The 17476-nt window shown below is 70.1% G+C and carries 13 protein-coding genes and 1 pseudogene; 7 read left to right on the plus strand and 7 right to left on the minus strand.

The features are described from left to right. The first annotated feature begins 38 nt into the window (after positions 1-38). Positions 39-2093, plus strand: a complete 2055-nt coding sequence (locus ABZY33_RS22795) for an NPCBM/NEW2 domain-containing protein (RefSeq protein WP_356493462.1) — start codon at positions 39-41, stop codon at positions 2091-2093. Positions 2094-2191: 98 nt separating this feature from the next. On the opposite strand, the gene ABZY33_RS22800 is transcribed toward ABZY33_RS22795, so the two are convergent. Next, positions 2192-3154, minus strand: coding sequence for an ROK family protein (locus ABZY33_RS22800; RefSeq protein WP_356493463.1), 963 nt, complete (start codon positions 3152-3154; stop codon positions 2192-2194). Positions 3155-3374: 220 nt separating this feature from the next. Here ABZY33_RS22800 and ABZY33_RS22805 point away from each other — a divergent pair, with 220 nt between their 5' ends. Beyond that, a complete protein-coding gene (locus ABZY33_RS22805; protein ID WP_356493464.1) occupies positions 3375-4412 on the plus strand; it encodes a LacI family DNA-binding transcriptional regulator in 1038 nt (345 codons plus the stop codon). A 142-nt stretch (positions 4413-4554) separates the two neighbouring features. On the opposite strand, the pseudogene ABZY33_RS22810 reads toward ABZY33_RS22805, so the two are convergent. Next, positions 4555-5358 (minus strand): annotated as a pseudogene (locus ABZY33_RS22810) (IS5 family transposase); the annotation flags it as partial. Positions 5359-5414: 56 nt separating this feature from the next. Continuing rightward, complete coding sequence (locus ABZY33_RS22815; RefSeq protein WP_356493465.1) at positions 5415-5888, minus strand: hypothetical protein; 474 nt, start codon at positions 5886-5888, stop codon at positions 5415-5417. A 116-nt stretch (positions 5889-6004) separates the two neighbouring features. On the opposite strand from ABZY33_RS22815, the gene ABZY33_RS22820 reads away from it, so the two are divergent. Both ABZY33_RS22820 and ABZY33_RS22825 read left to right on the plus strand, forming a co-directional pair. Continuing rightward, positions 6005-6241 carry a hypothetical protein gene (locus tag ABZY33_RS22820; RefSeq protein WP_356493466.1) on the plus strand — a complete coding sequence of 79 codons (237 nt, stop codon included), beginning with the start codon at positions 6005-6007 and terminating at the stop codon, positions 6239-6241. Positions 6242-6398: 157 nt separating this feature from the next. After that, on the plus strand, positions 6399-7574 hold the full coding sequence (locus tag ABZY33_RS22825) for a teichoic acid biosynthesis protein C (protein ID WP_356493467.1): 1176 nt from the start codon (positions 6399-6401) through the stop codon (positions 7572-7574). 241 nt (positions 7575-7815) lie between these two features. Here ABZY33_RS22825 and ABZY33_RS22830 read toward each other — a convergent pair whose 3' ends face one another. Beyond that, the gene (locus ABZY33_RS22830; protein ID WP_356493468.1) at positions 7816-10014 is read right to left on the minus strand and encodes a trypsin-like serine protease; all 2199 of its coding nucleotides are present in this window, start codon (positions 10012-10014) and stop codon (positions 7816-7818) included. A gap of 199 nt (positions 10015-10213) precedes the next feature. Then, positions 10214-10720, minus strand: a complete 507-nt coding sequence (locus tag ABZY33_RS22835; protein WP_356493469.1) for a hypothetical protein — start codon at positions 10718-10720, stop codon at positions 10214-10216. Between the two features lie 344 nt (positions 10721-11064). Between ABZY33_RS22835 and ABZY33_RS22840 the strand changes: the two genes are divergently transcribed. From ABZY33_RS22840 to ABZY33_RS22850, 3 genes are all read left to right on the plus strand, one after another. Beyond that, positions 11065-14667 (plus strand): hypothetical protein, encoded by a 3603-nt coding sequence (locus ABZY33_RS22840; RefSeq protein ID WP_356493470.1) that lies wholly within the window; start codon positions 11065-11067, stop codon positions 14665-14667. Then, a complete protein-coding gene (locus ABZY33_RS22845) occupies positions 14667-15311 on the plus strand; it encodes a hypothetical protein (protein ID WP_356493471.1) in 645 nt (214 codons plus the stop codon). The genes ABZY33_RS22840 and ABZY33_RS22845 overlap by 1 nt, the downstream gene beginning before the upstream one ends. A 216-nt stretch (positions 15312-15527) precedes the next feature. After that, positions 15528-15707 carry a hypothetical protein gene (locus tag ABZY33_RS22850; protein WP_356493480.1) on the plus strand — a complete coding sequence of 60 codons (180 nt, stop codon included), beginning with the start codon at positions 15528-15530 and terminating at the stop codon, positions 15705-15707. On the opposite strand, the gene ABZY33_RS22855 is transcribed toward ABZY33_RS22850, so the two are convergent. After that, positions 15694-16992 (minus strand): aldolase/citrate lyase family protein, encoded by a 1299-nt coding sequence (locus ABZY33_RS22855; protein WP_356493472.1) that lies wholly within the window; start codon positions 16990-16992, stop codon positions 15694-15696. The genes ABZY33_RS22850 and ABZY33_RS22855 overlap by 14 nt on opposite strands. Positions 16993-17173: 181 nt before the next feature. After that, positions 17174-17476 (minus strand): electron transfer flavoprotein subunit alpha/FixB family protein (locus ABZY33_RS22860; RefSeq protein WP_356493473.1); only part of this gene is annotated, 303 nt, incomplete at its 5' end.

The following is a 17476-nucleotide window of genomic DNA, read 5'->3' on the forward strand; positions in this document are numbered from 1 at the left end:
GTAGTCCACTGTTCCCGGGAGCACGGAGGAACGTCACCATGCGTCGTCTTCCCACCCGCACCACCGGAACCGTCCGGCGGAGAGTCGTCGGAGCGCTGGCCGCGGCCGCGCTCTGCGCCGCCGGAGCCGTGGCGGTACCCGCGGCGTCCGCGTCCGCCACGCAGGCCGGCCCCGCGTCCGAGGCGGCACCCGCCCTCGACGACGGGCTCGCCCGCACCCCGCCCATGGGCTTCAACAACTGGAACTCCACGCACTGCCGGGCGGAGTTCGACGCGGCCATGGTGGAGGGCATCGCCGACCTGTTCGTGGAGAAGGGCCTCAAGGACGCCGGGTACCAGTACGTGAACCTGGACGACTGCTGGGCCCTGCCCGCCCGCGACGCGAACGGCAAGCTGGTCCCCGACCCGGAGCGCTTCCCGGGCGGGATCAAGGCCGTCGCGGACTACGTCCACGCCAAGGGGCTCAAGCTCGGCATCTACACCAGCGCCGGCACGAAGACCTGTAGCGACGTGGGCTTCCCCGGCGCCCTGGGCCACGAGTACAGCGACGCGCGGCAGTTCGCCGACTGGGGCGTGGACTACCTCAAGTACGACAACTGCAACAACCAGGGCGTGGACGCCGAACAGCGCTACACGACGATGCGGGACGCCCTGCGCGCCACCGGCCGGCCCATCGTCTACAGCATCTGCGAATGGGGCGAGAACAAGCCCTGGGAGTGGGCCGCGGACGTCGGCCACCTGTGGCGCACCACCGGCGACATCAGCGACAGCTGGGGCTCGATGCTCTCCCTGATGAAGCAGAACCTGCCGCTCGCGCCGTACGCGGGTCCCGGCCACTGGAACGACCCGGACATGCTGGAGGTCGGCAACGGCGGCATGACGGAGACCGAGTACCGCACCCACTTCTCGATGTGGTCGGTCATGGCCTCGCCCCTGCTGATCGGCACGGATCTGCGCACGGCCTCCGACACGACGTACGACATCCTCTCCAACCGCGAGGTCATCGCCGTCGACCAGGACCCGCTGGGCAAGCAGGGCTCCGTCGTCTCCTCCGGGGACGGGGGCTGGGTCGTGGCGAAGGAGATGAAGGACGGCAGCCGCGCCGTCGCCCTGTTCAACGAGACGGGCTCCTCGCGGCGCGTCGCGACCACGGCGCGGGCCGTCGGCCTGCCCGGCGCCCCGGCGTACGTCGCCCGCGACCTGTGGCGGCACAAGAGCTTCAACACGGCGGGCACCCTCGCCGCGACCGTCCCCGCGCACGGCACCGTGCTCCTGCGGGTGGCGGCGGACCCGAAGTGGGCCGGACAGCCCCCGGCCGCCGAACTCGGCCTGGACGAGGCGGTGTTCGTCGGACCAGGCGCGTCCACGAAGGCCGGCAGTACGTTCACGAACCTGGGCCGCACCCCGGCCCGCGACGTCGCCGTCTCCCTGCGCGGGCCAGGCGGCCGGAACTGGAAGGTCACGGCGGACGGGCCGGCGAAGGCGCCCGTGGTGGCGCCCGGCTCGGCCCTGCGCACCCGCTGGACGGTGAGCGCACCCGCGGGCACGGCCACGGGCTCCTACGACCTGACGCTGCGGGCCACGTACCGTTCGCCGCAGGGCACCGAGGTCACCAGTACGGTCCCGGTGACGGCGTCGGTGGCGACAGCGCCGCCGGACGGCACCTCGGCCCTGAGCGACCTGCCCTGGCTCGCGACGGCCAACGGTTACGGCCCGGTGGAGCGCGACACCAGCAACGGTGAGAGCGCCGCGGGCGACGGCAACCCGCTCACCGTCGGCGGGGTGGTGTACGCCAAGGGCCTGGGCGTCCACGCGACCAGCTCCGTCGACTACTACGCGGCGCGCTCGTGCGAACGGCTCACGGCGCAGGTCGGCGTCGACGACGAGAAGGACACGAAGGGCACGGTCGCGTTCGAGGTGTGGGCCGACGGCCGGAAGGTCGCGTCGACCGGGGTACGCACCAACGCCGACGCCGCGCAGGCCCTTTCGGCCGATGTGACGGGCGCTCAGCTGATCCGGCTGGTCGTCACGGACGGCGGCGACGGTATCGACTCCGACCACGCGGACTGGGGGGAGCCGCGACTGACCTGCTGAACCCCGCCGTCCGAACCCGGGCGAGGGCGTGCGCGTCCCGTACGGCCCCTCTCGCCCGCGACCGCCGCCGCAGGCCGGGGACGTGCGCGTGCGGCCGGTCAGACCGCCTGTGGGTGTGAGGCGGTCAGGGCGGGACCGGAGCGCAGGGCCGCCGCGGCCGCGCCGACGAGCCCCGCGTCGGTGCCGGTCGACGCCGGCGCCACCGTGAGGCGCTGCACGAAGGAGAGCGTGGCGTAGTCGCGCAGCGCGCGGCGCAGCGGGGTGAACAGGACGTCGCCGGCCTTCGCCACGCCGCCGCCGATCACCGCGATGTCGATCTCGACGAGCGTCGCGGTCGCCGCGATCCCGGCCGCCAGGGCCTGCGCGGCGCGTTCGAAGGAGGCGACGGCCACCCGGTCACCGGCGTGCGCCGCGCGGGCCACCGCCGCGGCGGACGTGTCGCCGTCGGCCGCGGGGCGCCAGCCGTCGGCGAGCGCCCGGCGGGCGATGTTCGGGCCGCTGGCGATGCGCTCGACGCAGCCGCGCGCACCGCACGGGCACGGGTCGCCGTCGAGGTCGACACTGATGTGGCCGATGTGCCCGGCGTTGCCCGTGGGGCCGGGGTGGAGCTGCCCGCCCAGGATCAGGCCGCCGCCGACGCCCGTGGAGACCACCATGCACAGCGCGTTGTCGTGCCCCTGCGCCGCACCCTGCCAGTGCTCGGCCGCCGTCATGGCCACGCCGTCCCCGACGAGCTCCACGGGCAGCCCGCCCGCGACCTGCTGGACGCGCGAGACGAGCGGGAATCCGCGCCACCCCGGCACGTTCACCGGGCTGACGGTGCCGGCCGAGCGGTCCACGGGCCCCGCGCTGCCGATGCCGACGGCGCGCGCCCGGGGCCACAGCTCACCGACCGTCAGTTCGGCCAGGACCGCCTCCACGGCACCCATCACCGTCTCACCGTCCTCCTGCGCGGGGGTCGGCCGCTGCGCCCGGGCCAGGATGCGGCCCTGGTCGTCCACGAGGGCGCCGGCGATCTTGGTGCCGCCGATGTCGAGCGCGGCGACGAGGTCCATGTGCATCAGTGTCGTGTCCCCTGGAGAAAAGGCAGGTCGGAGGAGGAAAGTCTAGAAAGCGAAACGGAGCGGTGGACAGTCTCCCTCGCATCTGACAACGTTGTCCAGGCCCTATGCTCGACGCCACACGCCCGTACAGGATGATGAGCCTGTTGAATGCAGGTCACGTCACCTCCCCCGGGTGGCCGGCTTCCCTGGCAGCGTCGACAGGACAGGACAGCGCATAGTGGACCGCACCGCCCGCCGCACCGAGAACCGCTACGGCAACCGCCCGACCATGAAGGACGTCGCCGCGCGCGCCGGGGTGGGCCTGAAGACGGTCTCCCGGGTCGTCAACGGCGAGCCGGGCGTCACGCCGGACACGGAGCGCCGCGTCCAGGAGGCGATCGCCGCGCTGGGGTTCCGGCGCAACGACAGCGCGCGGGTCCTGCGCAAGGGGCGGACGGCCAGTGTCGGCCTGGTCCTGGAGGATCTGGCGGACCCGTTCTACGGCCCGCTCAGCCGCGCCGTCGAGGAGGTCGCGCGGGCACACGGCGCGCTGCTGATCAACGGCTCCAGCGCCGAGGACCCGGAGCGGGAACAGGAGCTGGTGCTCGCGCTGTGCGCGCGCCGCGTGGACGGCCTCGTCGTCATCCCGGCCGGGGACGACCACCGCTATCTGGAGCCGGAGATCGCGGCCGGGGTCGCGACCGTCTTCGTGGACCGGCCCGCCGGGCGGATCGACGCGGACGTCGTCCTCTCCGACAGCTTCGGCGGCGCGCGGGACGGTGTCGCGCACCTCATCGCGGGCGGCCACCGCCGGATCGGCTTCATCGGCGACCAGCCGCGCATCCACACCGCCGCCGAGCGGCTGCGCGGCTACCGGGCCGCGATGGAGGACGCCGGGATACCGGTCGACGCGCGGTGGATGTCGCTGGGCGTCACCGATCCCGAGCGGGTGCGGCGCGCCGCGCAGGAGATGCTGGCGGGGCCCGAGCCCGTGACGGCGATCTTCGCGGGCAACAACCGCGTGACCGTGACGGTGGTGCGGGTCCTCGCCGCACTCGACCGGCCGGTCGCCCTGGTGGGCTTCGACGACATCGAGCTGGGCGATCTGCTCCAGCCGGGGGTCACGGTGGTCGCGCAGGACGCAGCGCAGCTGGGCCGGACCGCGGCCGAGCGGCTCTTCCGCCAGCTCGACGGGGTGACGCTGCCGCCGGAGCGGATCGAACTGCCGACGCGGCTGATCCAGCGCGGGTCGGGCGAGCTGCCGCCGTCCGGGTGAGCGCGGCGACGGGCGGTCCTGCGACCGCCTCGGTGACCGCTTCATCAGCACGCGAAGGCCCTGGCGGCCTCCCCTCGGGGAGGCCGCCAGGGCCTTCGTCCGCTCCGGCCGGTCCGGCCAGGACTTGTCCGGCCGACCATATCCGGAGCCAGATGGTGAGAGCTGCTGCGGTCGCCGTTCCGAGGAAGACGTAGCCGCGCTTGTCGTAACGGGTCGCCGCAGGCCGGTGCTGCTTCAGTCGGTTGATGGCCCGTTCCACGGTGTTGCGCTTCTTGTACCGTTCTTCGTCGAAGCCGGGCGGCCGTCCGCCGCGCGTGCCTTTGCGCGGGCGGGCGGCCTGGCTGTCAGTCTTCTCCGGGATGGTGTGCCGGATGCCCCGACGCCGCAGGTACTCACGACAGGGCTGACCGGACGTGACGATCAGGGACAGCGGACGGCACCGTCCGTCCGCGCTCAGGTGGAGCCTGGTGGTGAACCCGCGCGCGAGCGACCCAGGCCCTCACCTCCTGCACACCTCCACCAGGCGGGTGACAAGGCTCTACCACGGCGTTTCACCCTGGTGTTCGTTCGGTTCCGCCCCTTTGGTGGCGAGGGCTGGTGGCGGTTCAGTGCGGGCGCCGGCCGCGTGCTGGTGGGCGCGGGCGAAGGTGGAATCGACCGCGCCATCCCCGTCGATCTCGCCTGCGGCGGCGGCCGCGGCCTGGATCTGCTGGAGCAGACGCTCCCAGGTTCCGTCAGCCGACCACAGCCGGTGGCGTTCATAGACGGTCTTCCAGGGCCCGAACCGTTCAGGCAGATCACGCCACTGCACGCCGCTCCGCACTCGGTGCAGAATCCCGTCGATCACCTGCCGATGGCCCCGCCACCTGCCACAACGCCTGTTACTGACGGGCAGGAACGGCCGCAGCCGTTCCCGCTCCGCATCACCCAGATCACCCCGACCCATGGCGGGCAGAACGACCCGAACACACGCCGGTCACAAGAGCACACGAACCCTGATCCCTACTCCGTGACGAACGGTGCATATCCAACCGGGACGTCGCTCACCTGCAGGTCGGAGAAGAGCAAGGTCAGGTTGTGCGCGTTGGTCTCGATGCGCACCTCGTGGAAGTCGATTCCGAGGGCCTTCGACCAGCGTCGGATCGCCTCCGACTCGGGGAGGAGCTTGGCGCCCGGGTAAAGGCAGTGCCACTTCACGCCCCAGACGTATCCGTCGAGGTCGACACCGGTTTCGTGGTCGATGAGCCGGTCGTCCAAAGAAACCCGCCAGGTCTCGGCCGGCACTGATGTCTCGCACCGTGCCTCAACGCAGTACCTGAAGAGGTAGCGCAGATGGGACGGCGTGATAGCGGTTCGGGGATCAGCCGTCGCGTAGACGATGACCTCGTAGTCGCGCATGTAGTTGGTGTATCCGTGGTGCACGACAGCTTGATCGAAGGTCTCGTCCAGCATCTGCTCAAGTACGGCAGTGTCCATGCCGCCCTTCTACCTCACTGAGCGAGACCTTCGACAACGAGATTCGCGGGTCAGTCGCCGTTGACCAGAGATCGATCGGACAAGTCGTAGTTATTCGGCGTTGTTCCACAGGACAGGTGAACTGTGCTGGACCCAAGGGCAAGCTCGCCGGTCATCTTCACCTGCCCGAGGCCAACGGGGCTGCCGCGGCGGCAGGCGTGCTGGTCGCAGGTACCTGGACCTCTGTGAAGGGGCGGATGGCCGACCGCTACGCCGAGGAGTTGACCCGGCGTGGCTTCGCGGTGCTGTCCTTCGACTTCACCGGACACGGCGAGTCCGAGGGAACGCCACGTGACTACGAGCCGCCGGCTTGAAGTCCGGCGATCTCCGCGCCGCGGCAGACTTCCTCGCCGCCCAACCTGCCGTCGTTGGTCCGGCAGTTGGGGTGCTGGGCGCGCGCGGAACCCACGACGTACCCCAGGCCCCACCCCACGTCGGACACGCGCTTAGATGCTGACTATGACCAGCGACATGCCCTCACGTCCCAGCCGTCGTTCCCTGCTCGCATGGACCGGTACCACCGCGCTGACCACCGCGGCCATGTCCATGGGGGCGGTGCCGGCCTCGGCTGCCACCTATCCCGCGCCGGGCTCCGCTCTCCTGGTGCCGTCCGCCCGGATCGACCTCAACAGTGGCTCCGAGAGATGGATACGCGAGAAGGCCACCCGCGACGCCACCATCATCCAGGCCCTCGGATACGACAACGCCAACGGCCACATCTACCTCGCGCAGGTTACGCAGGGAGGCCTGAAACTGGCAGGCGAGAGCGCACCGGTGAGCAGCGCCGACCGCAACCGGCGCGGCGATCTGACGATCACCCAGTGGGACATGGACGGCAACACCCTGGGCTACATGTACCTGCGCGGATTCGGTCACGGCGGAAACATCGGCGTCGAACCTGTCGGCAGCCGCGCCTATTTGTGGATGGAGGCCGACGGCGTCGAAATCATCGATGTCTCGAACAAGCCGTCCAGTCGCGGCACCCGCCTGGCCCGCTTCCCGTTCGTCAACGGCCAGGTCCTCGACACCACCTCACCCACCTTGCCCAAGTACACGCCGGTGCCTGGCTCCACGCACAACAGCGCCACCATCGACCCGGTCTACGGCCGCCTCGCCCTCCGCTACCGGGACACGGACAACGTCTTCAAGTTCCAGATCCACGACCTGGACCTGGCCCGGCTGGGAATCTGGAGCGAGCCACTGGCGACCCTCAGCCAGCCCTCCCTGACCGCCCTCTCCGGCTGGCCCCTGACCACCTATGGGAGCCCCTACCTCCAGGGCTACGCCGTCGTGGGCCGTTACCTCTACATGCTGCACGGCAACAGCTACGGCTCGACACAGACGATCAACGACCAGGACACGGTGATCTCCGAGCCGGGCGTCGGCAACACGTTCCTCTCCGCGGTGAATCTCGCCACCGGTGCCTTCGACCCCGCCCCGCCCGCGCCCTTCGACAAGAACGTCAATCCCCTGCACACCACAGCTGCCTACACTTTGACCTTCCGCGAGCCCGAGGGCCTCGGCGTCCGGATCCCTGACCCTGCCCGCCCGGACGTCTTCGAACTGGGCATGGGCTTCGCGTCGGGCGACGCAGGAACGCGCAGAGCGAGCATCTATGGCAAGTCCGGCCTCATCCAACCTGCCTGACACGCAGGGCTGTCTGGCGAGGTGAGCGGGAGGCGGGCCGCGAGAAACCATGTCGGCAGCCCCCCGACGCGATACGGATGCCAACGCCGGCACCGCTTCGAACCGCACCGGTTGGAGGCGGTGCCGGCAGAACTCCACACTGGGGACAGAAAGTAACCGCAGGCCCCCGCGAGAGAGCCGCGGGGGCCTGCAACCGGCTGGTCGGCCACCCAGTCCGTGGTGGCCGACCGGCCGTGCGCGCTCAGCGCGCGGCGGAGCCGAACGTGGTGCCGGTGGCGGGCAGGCCGCCGGTGCCGGGCTGGTAGATGGTCACCGTTCCGCTGGTGCCACCAGGAAGGACGTTGCCGAGGGGCAGGGCGTGCAGGGCGCCGTAGGGGCTGGGCCCGTAGGGCATGCCGGCATAGAGGTGGGTGCCGGTGAAGTGGACGCTCTCGCCGAGCCGTTGGCCGGTCTTCGGGGTGCCGGGCACGCCCGCGCTGTCACCGGTCTGGATCCACACGTCGTTGTCACCGGCTGCGCCGATCATGCCGAAGACGTGGATCGCACCGGCCTCGGCCTCGGTGCCGATGGCCTCGCCGGGGGTACCGACGGCGACGAGGAGGGTGGCGGCGGTGGCGGCCTTGCGCGGGGCGGTGTTGACGGTGCTCAGGTTCTCGCCCATGCGGTCACCGGCCTCGGAGGTACCGCTCACGCTGTCGTCGGCCTCGCCCTGGCGCAGTTCGCGCAGGTAGCTCCAGGTCTTGTCGGCGTTGATACGTACCAGGACGACGCGTCCGGCATCGGCCCGGTCCTTGCCGCCGGAGGTGGTGGTCTCACCCGGCGAACCGATGGCCAGAATCGACGTGTTGGCGGCGGCGGTGGCGGTGGTGCGGTAGGAGCTCATGGCCAGGGCGGCGCCGAACTCGTCACCCTTCTCCGCGGACCCGACGATGGCGCTGTTGTCCTGGTCCATCCCGCCGATGCTGGTGGGCCGGCCGTCGGCGTCCAGGGTGTGGCTGAACAGGGCGACGGTTCCGGAGTCGGTGGCGGTGTCGACCGCCTCGCCGGGTGCACCGATGGCGAAGTAGTTCTCGTCGCCGGTGACGGCGGCGCCGAACCTGTCGCCGGCCTCGACCGCGCCCGGCACGCCTGCGGGCAGGTCCTGGTGGAGGGTGCGGCTGGTGTCGTCGTAGACGTAGAAGGCCATGCCGCCTTCCTTCTCGGTGCCGACAGACTCGCCGGGTACGCCGATGACCATCCACGGGCGGCCCGCGGCGGTGGTGCCGGCGGCGAGGGACTGGCCCATGCGGTCACCGGCCTCGGAGACCGAGGAGAGGATGGCGCCGGTGCCCGCGCCCTGCTCCAGGTGCTCGGCCTTCACCGCACCGGTACCCAGGCCGCCCCGGGCACCGAGGAGGATGTCGACCATGCCCGCGTCGGCGGCGCCGTCGACATCCTCGCCGGGAGTGGAGACAACCAGGTCGGTGTAGCCGTCCTGGTTGTAGTCGACGGTGTCGATCGCGGTGGCGAAACCGTCACCCGCCTCGGCGCCGCCGGACACCCAGTCCAGGTCCTGGTCGATCTGGGCGGTGCCCTTGCCGCCGCCGTACACGATCCGCAGGAGACCGGCCCCGGCATCGCCGCCGACGGCCGCCTTGGCGTCGGCGACCGCGATGTCCTCGACGCCGTCGCCGTTGAAGTCGGTTATCTCAGTGGCGCCCACCGTGGTGTCGATCCAGGACTTCAGGTCGTCCACGCGTACCCCGATGGCGTCGGTACGCGTCTCCGCCGGGTCGGCGCCGAAGCAGCCGCCCTGCCAGGACCGGGAGGTGATACCGACCAGTTCGACGTTGCTGCCGCCGGCGGCGAACTGGGGGCCGCCGGTGTCACCGGCGCACAGCGTGGCCCCGTCCTTACCGGCCAGCTGCAGGTCAGTGCTGCTGGTGGCGCCGACGGTGAAGGCGCCGGTGTGCAGCTTCAGCGGCGACCATTCGGTCTTGGTACGCCCGTAGCCGGCCGCGGTCACGGTGGTACCGGCGGCCGGGGCCTGGCCGGCAATGGAGACCGGGGCGATGCCGGTGACCGGCTTGTCCAGGCGGGCGAGCGTCAGGTCACGGTCGGTACGCGGAACGAGACCGACCACGGTGCGAACCTGGCCGGCACCGGAGGTGAGGTCGGTGCGTCCGATGGTGGCCTTCGTCGCCTTGGCCGGCACACCACCCACCAGCGTGGAGGTGCCGGCGAAACAGGAAGCGGACGTGACGACCCACTGGGAGGCGACCAGGGCGCCGGAGCAGGTCCGGTCATGGTCGCCTATGTCGATGCGAGTCGTGAAGGCAGCCGTCTGGTCTGCGGCCGCGCCACCGGTGACGGCCGAAGCGGGCAGAGCACTGAAAGCCCCGATCGCGAGCGGGGCAGTGAGCAGACAGATCAGCGCTGCTCGGCGGGAGTTACTGGGCACGGAGTGGTGTCCGATCAGGTGTGAAGGGTTTGGCGCGCGGGCTCGGGTCCCGGAGGTCTGCCGGGCAGTGCAATGCAACGCGCAGATGCAGAGAGCGCGTCATGGCTCTGAGCAAGCCCGGCCCACATCGATGTGCGTGTGGTCTTCGGCGTAGCGGCGCTGGCGCTGCTGCTGAGACCTATGCGTGCTTCGAGGGCTGTCAGCCGGTGACCTGAATCTCGAGCAGAACGGTCGGGGCGCCGCTCGTGCCCTCACCAACACCCTTGAACTCGCCCTTGGCGACGTCGACTTCCTGCGACTTTCCGTCCGCGGTGAGTTCCGCATGAACTGCCCGGGCGGCCGTCTCTATACCGTAGACCTCGGGAACCTCCAGGGTGAGGAACCCCGTCTTTGCGGTACTGGTGAAGCAGTACCGACCATCCTTGTCATTGAGGCGCGTCCACACCCGGATCTGCTCCGGCGAGTTGTCGCACGGGGCGTAGAAGATATGCCCGTCGCCCTTCTTCAGGGTCATGCCCGTGTCCTGCAGGATCTGGCCGGCGCCAGGGTGCTGGTAGTCCTCCACGGTGAGCGGGGGAGTGTCACCCGCTGCTCGGGTGGAAGCGAGGGGCGAGGTGCCGCTGTCGGCAAAGGCCAAGGTCGAGACGCCTGCGAGACAGACTGCGGCGACGGCGCCTGCGACCAGCGCCTTGCGAACTCGAGACATGAAGGAGTCCCTTTGAATGAGGCGCGCCGGGCCGGCGCAGGTGTCTCTGCTGGGCTCGCCGCGATGTGAATTGGGCATGCCGCACCGATGGGTGTGGCGGTGCTGTGAATGCTTCAGAAACTCCCGGCCCCCCGGATGAGCCCAGCTCAGCAAGCTCCGCGTCACCGACAAGCACGGCGCGTCGAGTTCGCAATTTATCACGCGCTCACAGACCGTCCACATGTACCCCACACCTGACTCACAAGTATGATCTGTCGGCCGAAGTCCGTGTACTGGCAATTGAGTTGCTGGTGCTTAATTGGGGAGAACCCGTGAGTCGAAGACTCAGAAACATGAGCGGGCCAGTGACAGCCACCGGTCTTGCTCGGACGATGAGCAGGCGGGCGGCGTTGCTACGCACGATCTGCCTTGCTCTGCTCCTGGCCCTCTCAATGGGCATGCTGGGCACTACCTCGGCGCTCGCCGATGACGATGACCTGGGCGACGACGCCTCCCCGGCCGAATACATACCGGCAACGGACCGAGGCAAAGTCCTCGAACGGTGGGAGAGCGGGGGCCCCGGGGTCAAGGCGGCTGCCGAAGCCGCACTGCTCGGCTCGGACGACGACGTCAAGAAGTTCCTCGAGACAGAAGCGGACGTCGCGCAACTCAGCGACGACCGGGTCTCAGCTGTACAGATCCTCTCGCTGGGCGGCCGCGGAGTGAGGGCTGCGGCGCAGAAGGCCCTCGACGGCACCCCCGCTGACCTTCGGACCTTCTTGACGGACGGCTGGCAGACTCCACTCGAGCAGGACCAGCGAGTCGAGGTCGCACAGGTCATCTCCGCCGCGTCCGGTCGCCAGGTCAAGGAGTCCGGTCAGAAGGCGCTCGACGGCTCCATCACCGACGTCCGCACGTTTCTCGACCAGGGCCAGTACACGGCGGCCGACAATGACGCCCGCGTCCAGGTCGTTCAGATAATGAGCACCGGCGGCCCTGCCACGAGGGACGCCGCACGAGCCGCCCTGAACGGAGACATCCAGGACGTTCGCGAGTTCCTGGAGGTGGGCCAGCACATCGCACGCGCACGCGATCAGGAGCAGGCCACCGTCGAAGACCTGGCGACTCAGGCCACCGAGGCCGGCCGCCAGGCGGCGGCCGAGACCGAGAAGGCCAAGGACGCATCCGCCCGCGCCATCGAAGCAACCGCCCTCGCCAAGAAGGCAGCAGAGAAGGCGGCAGCTGAGACCGCGGCCGCCAAGGACGATGCCACCAAGGCGTCCAATGCTGCCGGTCGCGCCGCAGACGCAGCCCGGGGCGCCGCCCGAGCGGCGCAGCAAGCCGTCGACGCCGCCAACGCCGCGACGACTTCCGCGCGGGTGGCCTCCAACGCAGCCGCACAGGCTGCGTCCGCCGCCTCCGCGGCTGCCCAAGCCGCCGCCAATGCCAACAGCGCAGCCGCCGCAGCCGCAGCGGACCACTCCAAGGCGGCCGACGCTCGCAAGGCCGCGGAGAAGGCCTCGGCCGCAGCCAAGGGGGCCCGCACCGCCGCCACCGCTGCCGGCCATGCCTATGACGCGGCATTCGCCGCGGCCGATGCGGCCAAGAGCGCCGCGAGCGCCGGCGTCAACGCCGACGCCGCAGCCTCCGCGGCAGCGAACGCCAGCTCGCAGGCCGGTGTGGCCGACGATCAGGCCGCTCGCGCACGCGCCGCCGCGGCAGAAGCGCACCGTCACGCCGCTCAGGCGACGGCAGCCGCCAACAAGGCGGAAGGTCTCGCTCGCAAGGCGGCGAAGGCGGCAGCGCAGGCACGTGACGCGGCCAACGGAGCCGCCACTCATGCAGAGAACGCGGCCAAGGCAGCGAACGCGGCGGCCGACCACGCCTCTGACGCGGCCCACGCTGCAGCCGACTCTGCCAAGCACGCTGCTGCGGCCAAGGACGCCGCCGACGCGGCCTCGGCCGCGGTCGACCAGGCGAAGGCCACCTTCACACTCGCGCGGGACATCGAGAAGGAGGAACTGGGCGCCCGTACCGCAGGTGCCATCGAGCAGGCCCGCTCCCTGAAGGAACTCGATGACGAGCATCAGAGCGCCGTGGACCAGGCAGCGAAGGACAACAAAGCGCTGGACGACGAGGCCCAGAAACTGTCCGCCGAGGTTGCCGAGCCCGGCGCCGGTGTCTCGGCGGCCGCGCCCAAGGCGCGTAAGGTCGCGCTGAACACTCTCAAGACGCGGGGCCCGTGGAGCGCCACGGCTGCGGAAGTCGCCCTGGCCGGATCCGACGAGGATGTCGTCGCCTACGTCCGAACGGGCCGCGACAAGGCCCTCGGTCTCGACAATCGCTCCCGCACCGAGCGCCTCGCCTGGGACTCCACATCAGCCGACGTGCGCACCGCGGCCGAGAAGGCACTCGCCGGCAACGACCAACAGGTTGCTGACTTCCTGAACGCAGGACAGCACCAGGCCGCGGCCAACGACTACCGCGTACAAGTCACCCAGCTGATGAACGACGCGGGCCCCGGGGTCAAGAAGGCCGGACAGACGGCACTGAACGACGGGTCGATCGACAAGCTGCGCTCGTTCATCACCGCAGATTTCTATGCACAACGCACCAACGACGAGCGCGTCGCTGCCACCCAGTTGCAGAGTTCCGGCGGCCCTGAAGTTGCATCCGCCGCGCGAGTCGCTCTGGAGGGGCCGCCGCAGGTTCTGCACGCCTTCATCGAGTCGGGCCAGTTCAAGGCTCAGCGGAAAGACCTTCTCACTGCCACTCATGTGGCACGTGTCGAAGGATTGATCGCCAGCGCGTCGGGAGTCGCTGCCACCGCGCAGAAGAACGCCGCGGAGGCGGGCAAGGCCGCAGCGGACGCGGCCGACGCGGCCGACGATGCGGCAAAGTACGCCAAGGCGGCACATGACTCCGCCGTCGAAGCGGACGCATACGCAACGCAGGCCGATGCATCGGCCGACGCGGCCGAGAAGTCCGCGGCTGACGCGGCGAACTCCGCGAGGAAGGCCCGCGACGCCGAAGCGCGGGCCCACGCCGCTGCGCGGGATGCCGACCACTCAGCTGCCCAGGCTGATGCGTCCGCGAGCGCCGCACACGTCTCGGCCAACGACGCCTGGGCCGCAGCCGACGCAGCCCGTGCCGACGCCGAGGCAGCCGGCAAGGACGCCGACGCGGCCCGGGACGCCATGAATGACGCCATGTCCGCCGCCGCGGAGAAGAAGTGGCAGGAAACGCTGGCGGACCTGAAGAACGACGAACTCAAGCAGAATCAGGCAGTTCTTCAGAAGTTGGAGCAGCAGTTCGCCGATGCCGCCGCTGACGAGGACACCGACTGGTGGGACCTGGCGACCATCGGCCACAGTCTTCTCGACGGAGCCGGTATGGTGCCGGGCTTCGGCGAGGCCTTCGACCTGCTCAACTGCGGCTGGTACGGGGCAGAAGGAGACGCCCTCAACTCCAGCCTCTCGTGTGCGGCCGCCATTCCGATCCTTGGGTGGGGCGCAACCGGCACAAAGTGGGGAAAGAAGGGCTTCTCTGCGGTCGAGGCATTCGCGAAGTCCATGCGTGCCAACGGCAAGATCCCGCACATCTGGGCCGCCGGGCCTCCTCGGAAGGGGTACACCAACGCGCAGAACGCTGCCAAACACTGGCTGAGCCACAAGGCTGAGTTCCCTGAATTGTCGAGCGCTACGCAATATGTGGAGATGGCGCACAGGTACCGCTCGGCCGCGGACCTTCCGCAGCCCCCACAAGGGTTTCGCGTCTGGGACAGACCCAACGGCAACTACGTCGTTTATGAGAAGGGAAGCAACACGCTCACGGCCTTCACGAAGGACGGGCTCCCGATGAGTATGAATCGGCCGGCAGCCAAGAGCGCGAGCAACCCGCGCGGGTATAATCCATCGCAGTATCCGACGTTGGAGGATTACCTGAAGGCACAGGGAGCGGAGCGCTGATGACCGATGAGACCGGGCCCGCACCGTTCGCCGTGGCGGCCGAGGACTTCTGTCGTATGTGCGGTTTCGACCAGGATCGATTCTGGGAAGACGGAAGCCCCACGTACGCCATCTGCGACTGCTGCGGGAGCGAGTCCGGCATCGGCGATCTCGGTGCAGTCCCCGGCTCCTGGGAAGGCGTGCGAGGTCTGCACGATTTCCGTGGCTGGTGGGTAGGTCAGGGCGCGGAGTGGAGCACGCCCTCTCAGCGCCCGGCAGACTGGGATCTGCTGAGGCAGATGAGAAATATTCCGAGCGAGTGGCGCAGCCCTTCCCCTCCGACGGTGGACAGGGCGCAACGCGCTGCTTTGCAGGAATCATGCGGAGCGCTTGACGGTGAGGAATCCATCTGCCGGGTGTGCGGCTTCCTTGGCGAAATCTTCTGGTCGAACGGTGAGCCTACGGGGGTTACCTGCCCTTGCTGCGGTAGCGAGTCCGGCGTCGATGATCTGGGGCGCCCAGGCGACTGGAACTCCATGACGCTCATTCGGACAAGTCGCGGTTACTGGATCGCGAACGGGGCACAGTGGGTCAACCCGGAATTGCGCCCGGCGGGCTGGACCGTTCTTCGCCAGATCTCTGAAATTCCAGTCGATTGGCGTTGACGGAAGTTCAGGAGGATTGACCGTCGCGCCCAGTGGACCGCCGATCCTCCGAGGCGAACGAACCGTCCGGCCGGCCCGCTCCGCACGGGGCCGGCCGGACGGTTGCGTCTCAGACGCCTCCGCAGTCGTCGAAAGCCGTGCAACCAGGCAAAATATCTCTCCACGACCAGCGGTAGGTGCCCAGCCCGGCGCCGGCGGCGGGCGATCGCGGACACGATGCGGCCGCCCGGCTTCGCCGAAGAGCGGTACAAGAAGCGCAACACCGCGGAACGGGCCATCAACCGACTGAAGCAGCACCGGCCTGCGGCGACCCGCTACGACAAGCGCGGCCACGTCTTCCTCGGAACGGCGACCGCAGCAGCTCTCATCGACCGGACAAGTCTTAGCCGGCGGTGACCGTCAGGTCGCCGCGGCGCGGTCCCGCGTACCCCTCCAGGTCGGCCCGGGTGAGGCCGCTGAGGCGGGCCACCTCGGCCACGTCGAGCGCGCCGCAGTCCAGGCCGCGCAGCAGGTACCCGGCGAGCGCCTTGGCCGTCGCGGGCTCGTCGGCGATGTCGCCGGCGGTCTGGTGGGCGTAGGCAGCGAGCCGGGCCGCGGCCTGCTCGAACCCCTCGCGGTAGAAGGCGAAGACGGCGGCGTAGCGCGTCGGGATGTGGCCCGGGTGCATGTCCCAGCCCTGGTAGTAGGCGCGGGCGAGGGCGCGGCGCGTGAGGCCGTAGTGCAGGCGCCAGGCGTCGTGGACCTTGGCGGTCGGCCCGACGGGCAGCACGTTCGTCGAGCCGTCGGAGACGCGTACCCCCGTGCCGGCGGCGGCGACCTGCATGACGGCCTTCGCGTGGTCGGCGGCCGGGTGGTCGCTGGCCTGGTAGGCGGCGGAGACGCCGAGGCAGGCGCTGTAGTCGAAGGTGCCGTAGTGCAGGCCGGTGGCGCGGCCCTCGGCGGCGTCGATCATCCGGGCCACCGCGGCGGTGCCGTCGGCGGCGAGGATGGACTGGCTGGTCTCGATCTGGATCTCGAACCCGAGCCGCCCCGCGTCGAGCCCGTGGCTCTTCTCGAACGCCTCCAGGAGCCGGACCATCGCCGTGACCTGCTCCGGGTACGTGACCTTCGGCAGCGTCAGCACGAGCCCGCCGGGCAGGCCGCCGTGCTCCATGAGGCCGGTGAGGAAGATGTCCAGGGTGCGGATGCCGCGGTCGCGGACCGGGGCCTCCATGCACTTCATGCGGATGCCCATGTACGGGGCCGCGGTCCCCTGCGCGTACGCCTCGGCGATCACGCGCGCCGCGCGCGCGGCCGTCTCGTCCTCGTCCGCCGAGGACGCGGGCCGGTAGCCGTCCTCGAAGTCGACGCGCAGGTCCTCGACGGGCTCGGCCTCCAGCTTCGCGCGTACGCGGTGGTAGACCGGCTCGGCGAGTTCGTCGCCAAGGCCGAGCACCGCGGCGAAGGAGGCCGCGTCCGGGGCGTGCTCGTCGAGCTGCGCGAGGGCCTGGTCCCCCCAGGAGCGGACGGTGCCCGCGTCGAAGGCGTCGCCGGGGACGTAGACCGTGTGGACCGGCTGCCGGGTTCCTGGGTCTCCGGGGTAGCGGCGGCCCAGCTCCGCGTCGACCGGGGCGAGTGAGGCGCTGATGCCCTCGCTGACCGCGCCCGCGAGGCTCGTCGACACCTTCTCCTGCTGACCCATCCCTACACCCTCCATACGCTCACTGTTTTCCGCTTCACGGAATCAACAATCCGTATAGCGAAGTTATCCGGCGGCGTGACCGGCGTCAATGGTCCCCTCGCATGGTCCCGGTACGCGGACGGGGCCGCGCGGCGATGAACGCCACACGGCCCCGTGAACCGGCCTGACCTGCCCGGTGAGGTCAGCCCTTGCGGGTCTTGACCTCGTCGGTGAGCTGGGGGACGACGTCGAAGAGGTCACCGACGACGCCGTAGTCGACGAGGTCGAAGATCGGGGCCTCGGCGTCCTTGTTGACCGCGACGATCGTCTTCGAGGTCTGCATACCCGCCCGGTGCTGGATCGCGCCGGAGATGCCGTTGGCGATGTACAGCTGCGGCGAGACGGCCTTGCCGGTCTGGCCGACCTGGTTGGAGTGCGGGTACCAGCCCGCGTCCACCGCGGCGCGCGAGGCACCCACCGCCGCGCCCAGGGAGTCGGCGAGCGC

Source organism: Streptomyces sp. NPDC006552, from assembly GCF_040611655.1.
Lineage (GTDB): Bacteria > Actinomycetota > Actinomycetes > Streptomycetales > Streptomycetaceae > Streptomyces.